The sequence below is a fragment of the Mixta theicola genome (assembly GCF_002895925.1).
Classification (GTDB): domain Bacteria; phylum Pseudomonadota; class Gammaproteobacteria; order Enterobacterales; family Enterobacteriaceae; genus Mixta; species Mixta theicola.
Genome location: NZ_NWUO01000003.1, coordinates 315,327 through 329,450, shown reverse-complemented (window position 1 = coordinate 329,450; position 14,124 = coordinate 315,327). Strand labels below are relative to the sequence as shown.

At 50.5% G+C, this 14,124-nt stretch carries 13 protein-coding genes, 1 tRNA gene and 5 pseudogenes; 12 read left to right on the top strand and 7 right to left on the bottom strand.

Translation table 11 applies throughout. From position 1 onward, the window contains the following. Window positions 1–4: 4 nt before the first annotated feature. On the top strand, window positions 5–1,258 hold the full coding sequence (gene proA / locus COO59_RS06420) for a glutamate-5-semialdehyde dehydrogenase (RefSeq protein WP_103058972.1): 1,254 nt from the start codon (window positions 5–7) through the stop codon (window positions 1,256–1,258). Between the two features lie 104 nt (window positions 1,259–1,362). After that, window positions 1,363–1,438 (top strand) — tRNA-Thr (locus COO59_RS06415). Between the two features lie 14 nt (window positions 1,439–1,452). Here the strand turns inward: COO59_RS06415 and COO59_RS06410 are convergent. Further along, window positions 1,453–2,506: pseudogene (locus COO59_RS06410) on the bottom strand (site-specific integrase); the annotation flags it as partial. Between COO59_RS06410 and COO59_RS06405 the strand changes: the two are divergent. The 4 genes and pseudogenes from COO59_RS06405 to COO59_RS06385 all read left to right on the top strand — a co-directional run. After that, window positions 2,506–2,598, top strand: a pseudogene (locus COO59_RS06405) (DinI-like family protein); the annotation flags it as partial. The pseudogenes COO59_RS06410 and COO59_RS06405 sit on opposite strands and share 1 nt — an antisense overlap. Window positions 2,599–2,770: 172 nt before the next feature. Next, the gene (locus tag COO59_RS06400; protein WP_103058970.1) at window positions 2,771–3,280 is read left to right on the top strand and encodes a DUF2778 domain-containing protein; all 510 of its coding nucleotides are present in this window, start codon (window positions 2,771–2,773) and stop codon (window positions 3,278–3,280) included. Window positions 3,281–3,528: 248 nt separating this feature from the next. Then, window positions 3,529–4,014, top strand: a complete 486-nt coding sequence (locus COO59_RS06390; protein WP_103058968.1) for an Hcp family type VI secretion system effector — start codon at window positions 3,529–3,531, stop codon at window positions 4,012–4,014. A gap of 234 nt (window positions 4,015–4,248) precedes the next feature. Next, a pseudogene (locus COO59_RS06385) lies at window positions 4,249–5,358 on the top strand (IS3 family transposase). A 136-nt stretch (window positions 5,359–5,494) separates the two neighbouring features. Here COO59_RS06385 and COO59_RS21190 read toward each other — a convergent pair. The 4 genes from COO59_RS21190 to COO59_RS21450 all read right to left on the bottom strand — a co-directional run bounded on the left by COO59_RS21190 (window position 5,495) and on the right by COO59_RS21450 (window position 7,107). Then, window positions 5,495–5,650: a hypothetical protein gene (locus COO59_RS21190; protein WP_240614094.1), complete on the bottom strand. Its 156-nt coding sequence runs from the start codon at window positions 5,648–5,650 to the stop codon at window positions 5,495–5,497. 29 nt (window positions 5,651–5,679) lie between these two features. Then, window positions 5,680–5,973, bottom strand: coding sequence for a YicS family protein (locus COO59_RS06375; protein WP_103058967.1), 294 nt, complete (start codon window positions 5,971–5,973; stop codon window positions 5,680–5,682). A 25-nt stretch (window positions 5,974–5,998) separates the two neighbouring features. Further along, complete coding sequence (locus COO59_RS06370; RefSeq protein ID WP_165786495.1) at window positions 5,999–6,793, bottom strand: hypothetical protein; 795 nt, start codon at window positions 6,791–6,793, stop codon at window positions 5,999–6,001. A 191-nt stretch (window positions 6,794–6,984) separates the two neighbouring features. After that, the gene (locus COO59_RS21450; protein WP_276308255.1) at window positions 6,985–7,107 is read right to left on the bottom strand and encodes a hypothetical protein; all 123 of its coding nucleotides are present in this window, start codon (window positions 7,105–7,107) and stop codon (window positions 6,985–6,987) included. Between the two features lie 179 nt (window positions 7,108–7,286). Between COO59_RS21450 and COO59_RS06365 the strand changes: the two are divergent. Continuing rightward, window positions 7,287–7,481 (top strand): annotated as a pseudogene (locus COO59_RS06365) (phage tail tip fiber protein); the annotation flags it as partial. A 253-nt stretch (window positions 7,482–7,734) separates the two neighbouring features. Here COO59_RS06365 and COO59_RS06360 read toward each other — a convergent pair. Next, entirely contained in the window at window positions 7,735–8,655 is a 921-nt protein-coding gene (locus COO59_RS06360) for a LysR family transcriptional regulator (protein WP_103059036.1), read from the bottom strand. Between the two features lie 125 nt (window positions 8,656–8,780). On the opposite strand from COO59_RS06360, the pseudogene COO59_RS21185 reads away from it, so the two are divergent. The 3 genes and pseudogenes from COO59_RS21185 to COO59_RS06350 all read left to right on the top strand — a co-directional run. After that, window positions 8,781–9,335 (top strand): annotated as a pseudogene (locus COO59_RS21185) (carboxymuconolactone decarboxylase family protein); the annotation flags it as partial. Window positions 9,336–9,455: 120 nt separating this feature from the next. Further along, window positions 9,456–9,863: a cupin domain-containing protein gene (locus COO59_RS21180; protein WP_240614101.1), complete on the top strand. Its 408-nt coding sequence runs from the start codon at window positions 9,456–9,458 to the stop codon at window positions 9,861–9,863. A 263-nt stretch (window positions 9,864–10,126) separates the two neighbouring features. Then, window positions 10,127–10,549 carry an Ivy family c-type lysozyme inhibitor gene (locus tag COO59_RS06350; RefSeq protein WP_103058964.1) on the top strand — a complete coding sequence of 141 codons (423 nt, stop codon included), beginning with the start codon at window positions 10,127–10,129 and terminating at the stop codon, window positions 10,547–10,549. A gap of 149 nt (window positions 10,550–10,698) precedes the next feature. Here COO59_RS06350 and COO59_RS06345 read toward each other — a convergent pair whose 3' ends face one another. Then, window positions 10,699–11,622, bottom strand: a complete 924-nt coding sequence (locus COO59_RS06345) for a LysR family transcriptional regulator (protein WP_165786494.1) — start codon at window positions 11,620–11,622, stop codon at window positions 10,699–10,701. Window positions 11,623–11,844: 222 nt separating this feature from the next. On the opposite strand from COO59_RS06345, the gene COO59_RS06340 reads away from it, so the two are divergent. Together COO59_RS06340 and COO59_RS06335 are read left to right on the top strand one after the other, a co-directional pair. Then, window positions 11,845–13,038, top strand: coding sequence for an MFS transporter (locus COO59_RS06340; RefSeq protein WP_103058963.1), 1,194 nt, complete (start codon window positions 11,845–11,847; stop codon window positions 13,036–13,038). A gap of 12 nt (window positions 13,039–13,050) precedes the next feature. After that, on the top strand, window positions 13,051–14,079 hold the full coding sequence (locus tag COO59_RS06335) for an alpha/beta hydrolase (RefSeq protein ID WP_103058962.1): 1,029 nt from the start codon (window positions 13,051–13,053) through the stop codon (window positions 14,077–14,079). Window positions 14,080–14,124: the final 45 nt, after the last annotated feature.

Genomic DNA, 14,124 nt, shown 5'->3' with positions numbered 1-14,124 from the left:
TTCGATGCTGGAAGAAATGGGCAAGGCGGCCAAAGTGGCCTCCTATCAGCTTGCCACGCTGAGTACGGCGGAGAAAAACCGTGTACTGATGACGATTGCCGATCGGCTGGAAGCGCAGAGCGCGGAGATTCTGGCGGCTAACCAGCAGGATCTGGCGGATGCGCGCAATAACGGTATGAGCGAAGCATTGCTGGACCGTCTGATGCTGAACCCGGCGCGTCTGAAGGGGATCGCTGACGATGTACGGCAGGTTTGTCGTCTGGCCGATCCGGTTGGTCTGCTGATTGACGGCGGCCGGCTTGACAGCGGTTTGCGCATTGAGCGCCGCCGCGTGCCGCTGGGAGTGGTGGGCGTAATTTACGAAGCGCGCCCGAACGTGACGGTGGATGTCGCCTCGCTGTGCCTGAAGACCGGCAATGCGGTGATCCTGCGCGGTGGTAAAGAGACATATCGTACCAACGGCGCAACGGTGCGCGTTATCCAGTCGGCGCTGCAGCAGCACGGTCTGCCGGCAGGGGCGGTGCAGGCGATTGAAAGCCCCGATCGCGAGCTGGTTAATCAGCTGCTGAAGCTGGATCGCTACGTGGATATGCTGATCCCGCGCGGCGGCGCCGGATTGCATAAGCTGTGCCGCGAGCAGTCAACCATCCCGGTCATTACCGGCGGCATTGGCGTTTGTCATATTTATATTGATGTCAGCTATGAGCCGGAAGCGGCGCTGAAAGTGATCGTTAACGCTAAAAAACAGCGTCCCAGCGCCTGCAACTCGGTGGAGACGCTGCTGGTAAACGAAGCCATCGCCGATACTTTCCTGCCCGCGCTGAGCCAGCGTATGGCGCAGGAGGGCGTGAAGCTGCACGCCGATGCGCGTTCGCTGCCGCTGTTGCAGCAGGGGCCGGCGGAGGTGGAAGCGGTGAAAGAGGGCGAGTATGACGACGAATGGCTGTCGCTTGATTTAAACGTTCGGGTTGTGAAGGATATGGACGAGGCGATCGCGCATATTCGTGAGCATGGCACTCAGCATTCTGATGCCATTTTGACCCGCGATACGCGCACCGCCGATCGCTTTGTCAATCAGGTAGATTCTTCGGCGGTATATGTGAATGCCAGCACCCGCTTTACCGACGGCGGCCAGTTTGGTCTTGGCGCGGAAGTGGCAGTAAGCACTCAGAAACTGCACGCCCGCGGCCCGATGGGCCTGGAGGCGCTGACCACCTATAAGTGGGTAGCCTGGGGCGATGATACGGTGCGTTCATAGCTTAATTCGCTATCGCTGATGATAAAATCAGCATACGATGCGGCGCCTCTTGACTCAGGCGCCGCTTTTTTTTAACGTTACAGCCCGTAGCACTTCTCCTCAAAGCCGATATAGCTCAGTTGGTAGAGCAGCGCATTCGTAATGCGAAGGTCGTAGGTTCGACTCCTATTATCGGCACCAGTAAAATCAAAGGCTTACGCTATATTCACCAGATCAGCAAATCCACCTTGTGTCATTTTTGTGTCATTGCTCCCAAAAATGAGACAATTTGCATTGCGTGCTGGGTCAGGTGGCTGGGCGCTAGGTGAGCATACCGTTGCACCATTTCTATCGACTCCCAACCTCCCATCTCCTGAAGTGCCGAAAGTGGAACGCCGGACTGCACAAGCCAGCTCGCCCATGTATGGCGAAGGTCATGGAAGCGGAAATTTTCTATTCCCGCCCGCCTTAACGCTCCTTTCCATGCTTTGTTGCTGTCTGTTCGCATTTTTCTCACAGCGGCTGTTTTTGTTCCGTCGCTGCGGTAGGCTGCAGAGGTGTGAACGAATACCCAGCGTTTGTGTTTTCCTCGCTGCTTTTCCAGAATCTGACATGCAGTCTCGTTAAGAGGTATGCCGATAGCATTCCCTGCCTTCGTCTCGTCTGGGTGCATCCATGCAATTTTTTTCCAGGTTAACCTGAGGCCACTCCAAATTCGTGACATTTGAGCGGCGTAAACCGGTTGTGACAGCAAACATAACCCAAGGAAAAAGTGAGGCGCAATCTCAGAAAAGAGGCGCTTAGACTCTTCTTCTGTCAGCCATCTTACACGCCCATTTTTAACCCGTGGCGTTGTTATTTTGGGCGCTTTATCCAGCCAGTTCCATTGCACAGCCATATTCATAATGGCGCGCAGTATCGCCAGATGACGCGTTAGTGTTCCTTTAGTGGCAAGCTTGGGCGTATACTCCGGCACAGGCTTTCCCAGTCTGATGCACCTGTCTCGTGCCATTTCCCAATTAAGGCGGTGGCGGCGGTTTTCCATGCCATCGACCGCCTCCATTATTTTGGCCGCTGTTATATCTGACAGCATCCATCCATGGAAATGCATCATCCAGAAACCGATGATGCTCTTATCGTCATCGAGGCTTTTCTTTTCCTCTTTTTCCTAATCCACCGGATACATGCTTCATCAAAGGTTTTCTTGGGTGCCTCTCCCATTTTATGAACTCGCCAGGCTTCGGCCTTCATACTATCGTGAAGTTCCTGCTGAGCTGAGCGGGTTAAAACTAGATGAAGACAAAAAGCGAGTGATGGAGATTATGCAGCAGGTCTGGGAGGACGACAGCTGGTTACATTAGGGAACGTTGCGGACGATAAAATTGGTTTTTACCGTCCGCAAGGTTGAACAACTCGCAAGGTGAGGCGTTAGCTTATTTCACGATCTTGGATATTTCCCTGAAATAATCATTTATCTACTTTGTTGCTTACGAGTAAGATAAGGACACAAAAAATAGAAAATAAAGGATTATTATGACTTTACAAGGAAAGTTTGTAATCAACAATGCTGACTATTCCCCATTGAACTTTCCGGGCTTGGGAACGTTTTTAGCGTTCTCTGGTAATGGTGTTTACCGTAACAAAGGTGGGTGCGGGATGATTATTAATCAGGGGCCATTGCCTGCGGGAAAATACTATATAGTTGATAGGCCGTCTGGTAGTTGGTTTAACAGTGTTAGAGCATGGACGATAGATAAAGTGAAGAGTGCTTTCGAGTATCATGTTGATCATTCTGAATGGTTCGCCCTATTTCGTGATGATGGAAAGATTGACGATAGTACTTTTTTTAAAGGTGTAGCCCGAGGAAGCTTTAGGCTCCATCCCGGTCAGGTTTCAGATGGCTGCATTACCCTTGCCAGTCAGTCAGACTTTAAGATGGTGAGAAATGCACTACTGAGAACATCAAACATTCCCGTCCCTGGAACAGACTTAAAAGCATACGGTACTATTGAGGTAATCACCTATGGCGACACTTGTCCATAGATTAGCAAAGGTGGCTTTCTTCCTTTTGCTTTTAGTGGTTATAGGCCGTTCTATGGGGCTACCGTACAATTGGCTTAATCACGATTTTGTTCTGAAGGTCGGCATACTTATTTATGGTCCCGGTGAGATTGGTGCAGAAGCGATAGACGACACGTATTTTTATATTCATTTCATAATTGTGATGATTATCACTATATTTATTTATTTTATAACAATGAAGTTAATCAGAAAAATAAGGACAAAATGAAATGCCTATACCCGCTTACATGTGGCTTAAAGACGATGGTGGTGCAGATATTAAAGGTTCTGTAGATGTTCAGGATCGTGAGGGCAGTATTGAGATTGTTGGTTTTAGCCATGGACTGAATATTCCGGTAGACAGTGCCAATGGTAAGATCACCGGTAAGCGTTCACACTCACCGATGATGATTGAAAAGGAGTTTGATAGTTCCAGCCCGTACCTTTACAAAGCGGTTGCAACTGGCCAGACGCTTAAAAGTGCGGAAATCCGCTGGTATAGGATTAATCATGCGGGACAAGAGGAATGCTACTTTGTCATGACTATCGAAGGTGTGAAGATCACCGGGGTAAATCCGGGTATGCCAAACGCTAAAATGTCAGGTAACTCGCAAATCAACCACATGGAATCAATTTCCATGATGTATGACAAAATTACGTGGCGGTATGTTGATGGAAATGTCCAGTATACCGACGACTGGAACGTACGAGCGTAGATTATCGAACAGAACTGCATGCCTGTGCCGCATGAAATCGCATGATCGTTTGAGGATCGTTTTTGCTGAAGCCCGTCAGAACTGGCGGGCTTTTGCTTATGTCATGCAGGTGCATGAAAGCCACTCCATAAAGCGGGCAGGCATGGCGGGGATACTGTAAGTATCCCGCATAATCGTGCCGTCCATCTTCAGAGATCTTCCGGCATACTCATCCTGTCAACGAAGGAGAGCGCTGTGCGTAAAGCCCGTTTTACTGAGCATCAGATCATCGCCGTGATTAAATCGGTTGAAGCCGGACGAACTGTTAAGGATGTCTGCCGGGAGCCGGTATCTCTGAAGCCACCTGCTACAACCGGAAGTCTAAATACGGTGGTATGGAACCTTCTGATATTAAAAAGATAAAGCATTCTGAGGACGAGAACTGACGTCTTAAACAGATGTTTGCTGACCCCAGCCTTGAGAACCGGGCCCTGAAAGACGTTATCGAAAAAAACCTCTAAAACCAGCCTTTAAGCGTGAGCTGGTAACGTATCTGGTAACGACATTCGGGCTCAGTATCCGCCATGTATACCGGACGCTGAACCTGAGCAGAACGGTTTACCACTACCGCCGGTTACCACTCGTGACGAACCCGTTATTGTCGCATTACAGGCTGCCGCCGAACGCTATCCACGATACGGTTTTCCGAAGCTGTTCCGGATTCTGCGGCGACAGGGACACCGCTGGAACCACAAACGGATCCACCGGCTTTATTGTCTGCTGAAGCTGAATTTTCGCCGTAAAGGCAAGCAGCGGCTGTCCACCCGAAATCCGGCGCCACTTGCCTCACCGGAAGCGCTCAATCAGAGCTGGTCGATAGATTTCATGCATGATGCACTGACCTGCGGACGGCGGTTTCGCACCTTTAACGTGGTGGACGATTTTAATCGCGAAGCACTGGCCATTGAAATTGACCTCAGTCTGCCCGCACAGCGTGTCGTTCGTGTGCCGGACAGGATCGCAGCAAACCGGGGATACCCCGTGATGCTTCGCATGGATAATGGCCCGGAGTTTATCTCTCTGACGCTGGCTGAATGGGCAGAGATGCATGCCGTAAAGCTGGAATTTATCAAGCCGGGGAAACCAACTCAGAATGCTTTTATAGAACGTTTTAACCGAACGTATCGTACAGAAATACTCGATTTTTATCTGTTCAGAACCCTGAATGAAGTGCGGGAAATAACGGAAAGAGGGTTGTCAGAATACAACAATGAACGCCCGCACGAATCACTGAACAATATGACACCGGAGGAATATCGACAACAACATTACCTGGCCGGGCTCTCAAAAAGTGCATGGAACTAAAACGGGTCTATTTACACAGCCAATCACATTGCCCGGACTGTTGCCGTTGAGCGCTGCATCATCACTCAGTTCATATCTGGCGTTACCATACAGCATCTGGCCGCCGAGATCGGCCAGCAGTGACATGCCCGCAGAGTTAGTAAAAAACCGTTGAGGCGTCCTGAGCATGTGCAGCTTGTCCGGCACCGGCCAACCCGACATTATCGGTGCCGATTTCATAGAGATAGAGTCCGCTGGCACGAGATGCAGCGGAACAAAGCAAAAGCGGTAACAGTGCAGTGATACGTTTCATGTCGCCTGCGGAACCTTATTGGTTTGCTGTTATTTCAACCCAGGACAGCGAATACTTTCGATAGAACTTGCGTAGCGCTGCTGGTCCTTTTTGTCGTACGCCTGCGCCGCGAGCATGATTGATTCCTGGTTCGGCTTGCTGTTAAGGAATACCGTTCTGATTTTTTCGTCGGGAACAGATTTATCAATATTGCAGTGCTGGCGCAGATCGTTGATGATCTGTTGCTGCTTCAGCGCAAAGGCCAGGTTGTCATACGGTGAGCCCGCAAGGCAATGCCCGCTAAATACGCTCAGTGCCACATATAAAATAGCTTTAACAGACATGATCGTTTCCCTCTGGATATTGAGATCAGTTCAGAAACTGCAGATTCAGACCAAAAAAGATTTGCCAGCGCGGCTGACCGGGACCGTGATCCGCTACGCTGCCCTGTGGTTCCACAAAGAAGTTGTAAACTGTTTTTCCGCTTTTGATGACCTGGCCGACCCCCAGCCCCAGTGGAACGCCATAACTGTCATTCTGGAAGTTATAGTTCCAGATAGGCGCAGCACGCAGGTAAGTTCCGCCGCCAAGCTGGTAGAAGACAAATGGCTGAAAAGCCCCCAGGTTGACATCGCTGCGATCCCCTTCACCGGCAAAGCTATGCTGCCATGAGGCGAGATAACCGTACTGGATTTTTGGTGAACTGGCGTCAAACAACACATTGACGAGGCCAGCTGACCATTTTTCAGTTCCCAGAGCATTCTCCGTGGCGGTTGGAGCTGTGATCTGAGGGCCAAACCCAAAGCTTATCGCCGGGTTGCCGGTATCGATCAGATAAGCAGTGAACAGATTAAGGTCGCCCAGACCGGTCTGATGATCGCCTGCAGAAGGAGAGGGATAGGTATTCACCGGTAGTGAAGCGCGTAACAGCCACTTGCTTTCGCCCAGCGAGAAAGGCTGCGCGTAACGAAACCAGAACTGATTAGCATCTTTGTCCGTTCCACTGACGTCACCGATATAATAGTTCTGCATATTAAATGCCGTCATATTAGCCAGCGGGTTGTTCGCCTGAGCAGCGTCTGGCGCCGTTTCCTCTGCTCCATACGTGCTTAACGCCAGCCACGGCATGGCGAGTACAGCTAACATCATTTTTTTAATAAACATGTAGTGCACTCCTGCTTTCCCGATTATGGTTATCTGTTAACACACAGGCAAATACAGTGCCTGCGTATTGAATCTTTAGTGGCCTAAGGGTTTTGGCTGACAACCTAAAAATCCGTTGCAACCGACCTGTTAAATAAGCTTCCTTTACGCTGTTTATTCTCTGCAGATAAGGGGCGCAGCATTCCGTACCTCTAGACGAAACGACCGTGTGGCAGATCGGACTGCTTTACCGTAACCGTCTGCCCGGGATATACGACCGCAATAGTGAAACGCTCTTCATCAAAGTTAACGCTTATGTTCAGAATTCGCTTCATGGGCAGATCCTTCAGGGATTGAGTGCGCACTTGCAAAAAGAATACCTATCTGATTTGGCTTTAGCATAGCCACTTCCTTACGTTTCGCTAACATTGTGTAATATTATTGGTTTAATTATGTATAGATGCTGGACAGGATTGTGAATGACTGCGGCGTTATGGCATGAAGAATGAAACGGGTTAAAGATGCTCGCGTAACAAACGCGAAGATTGGCATCTTCATTCAGTCGAATAACTATGTTGCTAATAAGTTTGGCTGGCGTCTGGATAAGGCGAGAACCTTTGAAGGGTATGGCTCAGAAGGCAACGGTGCATTGAAGCAAACAAACGTTACCATCAGCGGCGGTAAGGTAACTGTAGGCGCGGCAGGATAAACAAACTATGGGTTTGGTAGGCGGCCATAATTGTTTTGTATGTAAGGAAAGCATGACCCAGGGAGCGCTGATAGCAGCGTGTACCGAAAAATTAGATGTAAGGGAGGGCGGTTGAAGAATAGTCTGCACGCCGCTCAGAGCAGCCCGCGATCATGGTGGCCTGTCAGTCACGTTCGCATCCTATTAGTCCGCAAAGAATATCTGGGAAAGCCCTATTTTATTGTATAACGAATGCGCTCTGCTAATTGCGCCATTATAAGAACCCTGTTTTTAGGTCCGGTTTATGCCAGCGCAGGGCATCAATTACGAGCTCAAAAGCAACGGGAAGATGTTGTCGGCTGGGGTAATACAGATAATACCCCGGAAATTGTGGACACCAGTCCGTAAGAATCGGCTTTAATTGCTCTGTTTCAATGTATTCTTCAACCAAATTACGGGGAACATACGCGATTCCCATTCCATCCAGCGCGGCCTGGATCATCAGAAAGGTATTATTAAAAACGGTTTGCCCATCAACCCGAACATTTAATTTTTGACCTCTGCTCTCAAATTCCCAGGCATAGAGTGCGCCATGAGTGGGCAATCGAAGATTGATGCAGTTGTGTTCCATAAGATCGGCAGGACGTGTAATCGGAGATCTGACTGCCAGGTAATCGGCAGAAGCAACCACCGCCATCTGCACGTCAGGCGTAATACGAACGGCAATCATATCTTTGTCCACCTGGTCGCCCATCCGCACGCCGGCATCAAATTGCTGCGCCGCAATATCGGTCAGTTCATACCCAACGCTGAATTCAATTTTAATAGCCGGGTGTTGTCTTAATAAAGGCTGCAGTCGGGGCCAGAGAACGGTAACGATGGCATGATCGTTGGCGGTAATACGAACCGATCCGGCAGGTTTATCACGGGATGCACGCAGTGAGGTTAACTCAGACTCGATTTCATCCAGCCGTGGGGCGAGAACAGTAAGCAGACGGTTCCCTGCATCCGTTGGGGAAACGCTTCGCGTGGTACGAATCAATAATCTGACCCCAAGACGCTCTTCAAGCCCCAGCAACGTATGGCTCAGTGCAGAACGGGATACGCCCAAAATTGCCGCCGCCCGGGTAAAGCTACGCTCTTTGGCTACGGTCACAAATGCCTGAAGATCGTTTAATTTTTCTTTCGTCATAATTGGTGAATTTATTGCACCAGTGCATACATATTTGAGCATATTATCATTTAATCCACCTTTCACTACACTCCCTCCATCAGGAGAACCCATCCTCCTGCATTTTTTGCTTTCCGCGGAGATAAGCCATGCAAAAAATCCTCGATGAAAAACAACAGGCCGCTATCCCTGTTGCGGCATTTACCGCAAACGGAGATATGGCGAAGCTGAATACGGCACTCAATGAAGGTCTTGATGCCGGCATGACCATTAATGAAATCAAAGAAATCCTGGTTCAGCTGTATGCCTACGCAGGCTTCCCCAGAAGCCTGAATGCCCTCGGTGCGTTTATGTCAGTACTGGAGCAGCGTCAACAGAAAGGGATTAAAGATGAAACCGGTAAAGAAGCAACCCCCTTTCCTGATGATGCAGATAGTTTAGAAATCGGAACCCGAAACCAGACCCGGCTGGTTGGCCAGCCGGTGATCGGCCCGCTGTTTGAGTTTGCTCCGGCTATTGACCTCTATCTTAAATCGCATCTCTTCGGCGCTATATTCCAGAGAGATACGCTGGACTGGCAGAGCCGGGAGCTTGCAACTATTTCCGCGCTGGCGGCCCTGTCAGGGGTTAATAGCCAGCTTAAAAGTCATTATTCGATGAGTCTGAATACTGGCCTGACAGCAGAACAGCTATGGGCTTTTATCAAGGTTCTTAAACTGAAATGCGGAACTGACATTGCGACAAATGCCAGCACTATCCTGAATGAAGTTCTTCCTCAAACGAATAACAGCAGCTTAACTGAACAATCCGCTAATGGAGAAAAAATGAACGAGCAATTTGACGGCAACGGCGTTTTCCCTAAAGGGGAAAAAAATGAGGCGTATGCCCAATATTTTCAGGGCACCAGCTATCTGAGTATGTTGTCTACGGAAGGCGTCAAAATTGGCAATGTGGTGTTTGAACCAGCCTGTCGAAATAACTGGCATATTCACCATAAGGGCGGGCAGATCCTGCTGGTGACCGGTGGTTGCGGTTGGTATCAGGAATGGAATAAACCGGCTCGTCAGCTCACCGCCGGAGATGTGGTTAATATTCCAGCAGGAACCAAACACTGGCATGGCGCTGCCGGAGATAGCTGGTTTGCACACATTGCCGTAGAGGTTCCGGCTGAAGGCGCATCCAATGAGTGGCTGGAACCTGTTTCCGACCAGGAATATAGCCAGTTGCCTTAACAACTTATATCCGGTTGACCGGGTTAAAAAGAAGCGCTTATCAGATTCGGTGGTGCGCTGTCAGTTGGCCTTAACGGCTGGCGTATGGTCGTTACTGAATGCCAGTACGTTTATCCAGCAGGCTGTTGTATGTGACGAACCCACTCGGCTCTGTTATCGAAACAGTAAAGTGACCATCACAAGGCACGTTTGCGAATGCGCCTGACAAACAGCGGCTAAAAAGATAATGTATCGTTGGGCCCGAAATAAATAAGAGAAACGATATGAAAAAAACGTTATTGATAGCGGCTTTGACTGGTTTGCCTTTAATAGCTAACGCGGTAGGCCAACCATACCTTTTCGATTTCATACAAAACAAAGAAACCGGAAAAGCGTATAACTCCCTTATTGCTAAGCAAAAGCTTCCATCATGGGTAAAAATCGGCGGGACAAGTTTCCCGGCAAATGAAATAACCATTAAGGGGAAAAGGTATCTTGCGTTATCAGGTTGTAAGCCCCACGATTGTCCAGCGCAATCAATAGCCGTCCTTTATTCTTTGGATGAGGGTGATATTCATGGGGTTTATTCTGAACACGATATTAAAAACGATCGCCAGATCCTTACATGGATGAACCTCGGCCCGATGGATTCTGATGCCATGAGAAACATTCTCTTCAACAGGCTGAACGGCGACGTTTCAGGCTGAAGAGTAACATCATAGCAGGCCGCCCCTGGGCGGTTTTTTACTGGAGCCAAAGTTCTCATTATCCCCAGTGCCCCCATCATTAGGGGCGAAACTGGCGGCACCTGGATAACGGGTGCGGTGATAATCGGTCGCAGCAATACAGAACTGCATTAGTTCACTGCTCTGTTGTTTGCCGGTTGCCGTTTTTTCCGCACCCGCAGCGCGTCTAAAACCAGTGAAAATGCCGGGGAAGGCTGTTTGCGGCTGGGGTAATAGAGATAATAACCGGGGAAGGGCCGACACCAGGGCTCCAGCACGCGAACCAGGCGACCATCCTTGATATGTGAGCCAAATTCCTCTTCCGGCAGAAAGGCAATGCCCAGCCCAGCCAGCGCCGCATCGACAATATGTTCTGATGTATTAAATATCAGTTGCCCGCTAACGCGCACATTCAGATCGCCACCATCCTGATCAAAATCCCAGACATAGAGTCCGCCAGATTTTATCATCCGTTGATTAATACAGCGGTGTTGCGTTAGTTCATGTGGCGTTTGAGGAACGGGATAACGTGAAAAATAGTCCGGCGACGCCACCGCCGCCATACGTAACTTGGGGCCAATGGGCACGGCTATCATATCCTTATCAATAGTGTCTCCCAGCCGCACGCCCGCGTCGAAACGATCGGCCACAATATCGCGGAAACCGTGGTTAGCATCAAACTCGATATGAATATCCGGATATTCTTGCAGAAGTGGCGTCAGCTTCGGCAGCAGCGTGGTACGCAAAACGTTTGGCCCGCAGGTGATACGCACCGTACCTGCGGGTTTGTCACGCAGCTCCGTGAGCATATCCAGTTCGGCTTCTATCTCATCAATGCGGTTGCCTGCCACCTGTAATAACCGTTCTCCGGCTGCGGTAGGTGACACGCTGCGCGTTGTTCGCGTGAGCAGGCGGATTTGCATACGCTCTTCCAGCGTGGAGATCGCCTGGCTGAGCGCAGGCTGAGTTACGCCCAGGTGAGCGGCCGCACGAGTGAAGCTACCTTCGCGTGCGACGGTAACAAAATAGAGAAGGTCGTTCAGATTGCGTTTCATCAGCGAGGCGCTCTCATTAATAAGCAATGCTTATAAGCCCATTAAGTATTCATTAGCTAGTCAGCCTACACCTGTCGTGTAAAATTTTCAGCAAGCGATAACCCCAGCGATGAATCAATATCGCTTTTCGTTTTTACCCACTTTTTGATGTTATTCCCGTGAATAGCGTCCGGCCCCGGCTGGCCTGAATCTGGTCGGGTAGATATTCAGAGGAAGCTGCTAATGTCCACACTGACCCGCGAAACATCACAGCACCAAGAGCACGCGTACTGGAGCGGCGTTTTTGCCATGACGTTATGCGTCTTTGTGCTGATTGCATCGGAATTTATGCCGGTCAGCCTGCTGACGCCCATCGCCACAGATTTAGGCGTAACGGAAGGGCTGGCAGGGCAGGGGATTGCCATTTCCGGGGCGCTGGCGGTATTGACCAGCCTGGCAATTTCGCGCATTGCCGGCAATCTGAATCGTAAATTTCTGCTGCTGGGAATGACGGTACTGATGGCAATTTCAGGAGCGATTATCGCCATGGCCTCCAGTTATCAGGTTTACATGGTGGGACGTCTCCTGATTGGTATTGCCATCGGTGGATTCTGGTCGATGTCCGCCGCCACTGCTATGCGCCTGGTGCCACAGCATCTGGTTCCCCGCGCTTTAGCCATCTTTAACGGTGGCAATGCGCTGGCTACCGTCGTGGCGGCACCGCTTGGCAGCTATCTTGGCGCAGTCATTGGCTGGCGCGGGGCATTTTTCTGCCTGGTACCCGTGGCGGTAGTTGCCTTCATCTGGCAGTGCTTCAGCCTGCCTGCGATGAAAACCGATAAGCGCCGTCAGTCTGGCGGCACGGTTTTTCGTTTATTCGCTCGCCCTGTCGTCGCATTTGGCCTGGCGGCCTGCGGGTTGTTCTTTATGGGGCAGTTTTCACTATTCACCTACGTGCGCCCGTTCCTTGAGACGGTGACGCAGGTGGATGTCACCATACTATCAATCGTGCTGTTAACCATCGGCGTGGCGGGTTTTATTGGCACGCTGGTAATAGGCGTATTTTTGCAAGCGGTTTTTTACCAGACGCTGATCGCCATACCTTTACTGATGGCTGCCATTGCCGGGACGCTGATGCTGGCGGGTCACCACGTCTGGGTTGTTGCGCCGCTGCTGGGCTGCTGGGGGCTGATGGCTACCGCCGCGCCAACCGGATGGTGGACATGGGTAGCCCGCACGCTACCAGACGATGCCGAGGCGGGCGGTGGCCTGATGGTTGCGGTGATCCAGCTCTCTATTGCGCTGGGCTCAACGATTGGAGGCTTCGCGTTTGACCACCGCGGCTGGCAAAGCACCTTCGCCCTGAGTGGCGGGCTGCTAATTAGCGCCGCAGCACTGACATTTCTGACATCACGTAAACACACACAACGTTCATAGGGGCTTAATGCCATGAAAAACATGACTCTGGCGCTGGGGCTGTTAATCAGCTCGTTCGCCGCCACCGCAGCCGATATGTCTAATGGCGCAGATAATTTCTACAAAAGCGATAAAGTTACCCAGCAAAAGGTGACGTTTAAAAACCAGTATCGGATGAAGGTCGTCGGCAATCTGTTTATCCCGAACGAGATGAAGCAGAATGCTAAAAATCCGGCCATTATCGTTGGTCATCCAATGGGCGCGGTAAAAGAGCAAAGCTCGAACCTGTATGCGCAAAAGCTGGCGGAGCAGGGCTTTGTGACGCTGGCAATTGACCTCTCTTTTTGGGGGGAAAGTGAAGGTAAGCCGGGCCATCTGATTTCGCCGGAAATCTATTCCGATGACTTTAGCGCGGCGGTCGATTATCTGAGCACGCAGCCGTACGTTGATCCGGAAAAAATTGGCGTATTGGGTATCTGTGGCAGCGGCAGCTTCGTTATCAGCGCGGCCAAAATTGATCCGCGTATGAAGGCAGTAGCCACGGTTAGCATGTATGATATGGGCTCTGCTTTCCGTAATGGTCTGAAGCATTCTCAAACGTTGGAACAGCGTAAGGCCTTTATTAAATCGGCGATTGAACAGCGGTTTGCCGAGTTCAAAGGCGGAGAGACTGCCTATATCCCCGGTACGGTTAACAAGCTGGATGATTCAACCCCGGCCATTCAGCGTGAATTCTTCGATTTCTACCGTACTGAGCGCGGTGGCTATACTCCGCAGGGCGAGAAAGCAGAGCTGACGACGAAGCCCATGTTGAGCAGTATCGGCAAGTTTATGAACTTCTATCCGTTCAACGATATAGAAACCATTTCACCGCGCCCAATGCTGTTTATTACCGGCGACCAGGCGCATTCGAAAGAATTCAGCGCAGATGCGTATAAACACGCCGGGCAGCCGAAAGAGTTGTATATCGTTCCCGGCGCCGGTCATGTCGATCTGTATGACCGTACTGACCTGATTCCTTTTGCCAAACTGGGCACCTTCTTTAAGGATAATTTGAAGTAGCGGTGACCAGCCGTGCCCCTGGGGCACGGCTATAAGCGATCGCAA

Bases quoted from the DNA above. Each gene is read 5' to 3' on its own strand.
- proA (WP_103058972.1), top strand. From the start codon at position 5: ATGCTGGAAGAAATGGGCAAGGCGGCCAAAGTGGCCTCCTATCAGCTT.
- COO59_RS06400 (WP_103058970.1), top strand. From the start codon at position 2,771: ATGACTTTACAAGGAAAGTTTGTAATCAACAATGCTGACTATTCCCCA.
- COO59_RS06390 (WP_103058968.1), top strand. From the start codon at position 3,529: ATGCCTATACCCGCTTACATGTGGCTTAAAGACGATGGTGGTGCAGAT.
- COO59_RS21190 (WP_240614094.1), bottom strand. From the start codon at position 5,650: ATGAAACGTATCACTGCACTGTTACCGCTTTTGCTTTGTTCCGCTGCA.
- COO59_RS06375 (WP_103058967.1), bottom strand. From the start codon at position 5,973: ATGTCTGTTAAAGCTATTTTATATGTGGCACTGAGCGTATTTAGCGGG.
- COO59_RS06370 (WP_165786495.1), bottom strand. From the start codon at position 6,793: ATGTTTATTAAAAAAATGATGTTAGCTGTACTCGCCATGCCGTGGCTG.
- COO59_RS21450 (WP_276308255.1), bottom strand. From the start codon at position 7,107: ATGAAGCGAATTCTGAACATAAGCGTTAACTTTGATGAAGAGCGTTTC.
- COO59_RS21180 (WP_240614101.1), top strand. From the start codon at position 9,456: ATGAACGAGCAATTTGACGGCAACGGCGTTTTCCCTAAAGGGGAAAAA.
- COO59_RS06350 (WP_103058964.1), top strand. From the start codon at position 10,127: ATGAAAAAAACGTTATTGATAGCGGCTTTGACTGGTTTGCCTTTAATA.
- COO59_RS06345 (WP_165786494.1), bottom strand. From the start codon at position 11,622: ATGAAACGCAATCTGAACGACCTTCTCTATTTTGTTACCGTCGCACGC.
- COO59_RS06340 (WP_103058963.1), top strand. From the start codon at position 11,845: ATGTCCACACTGACCCGCGAAACATCACAGCACCAAGAGCACGCGTAC.
- COO59_RS06335 (WP_103058962.1), top strand. From the start codon at position 13,051: ATGAAAAACATGACTCTGGCGCTGGGGCTGTTAATCAGCTCGTTCGCC.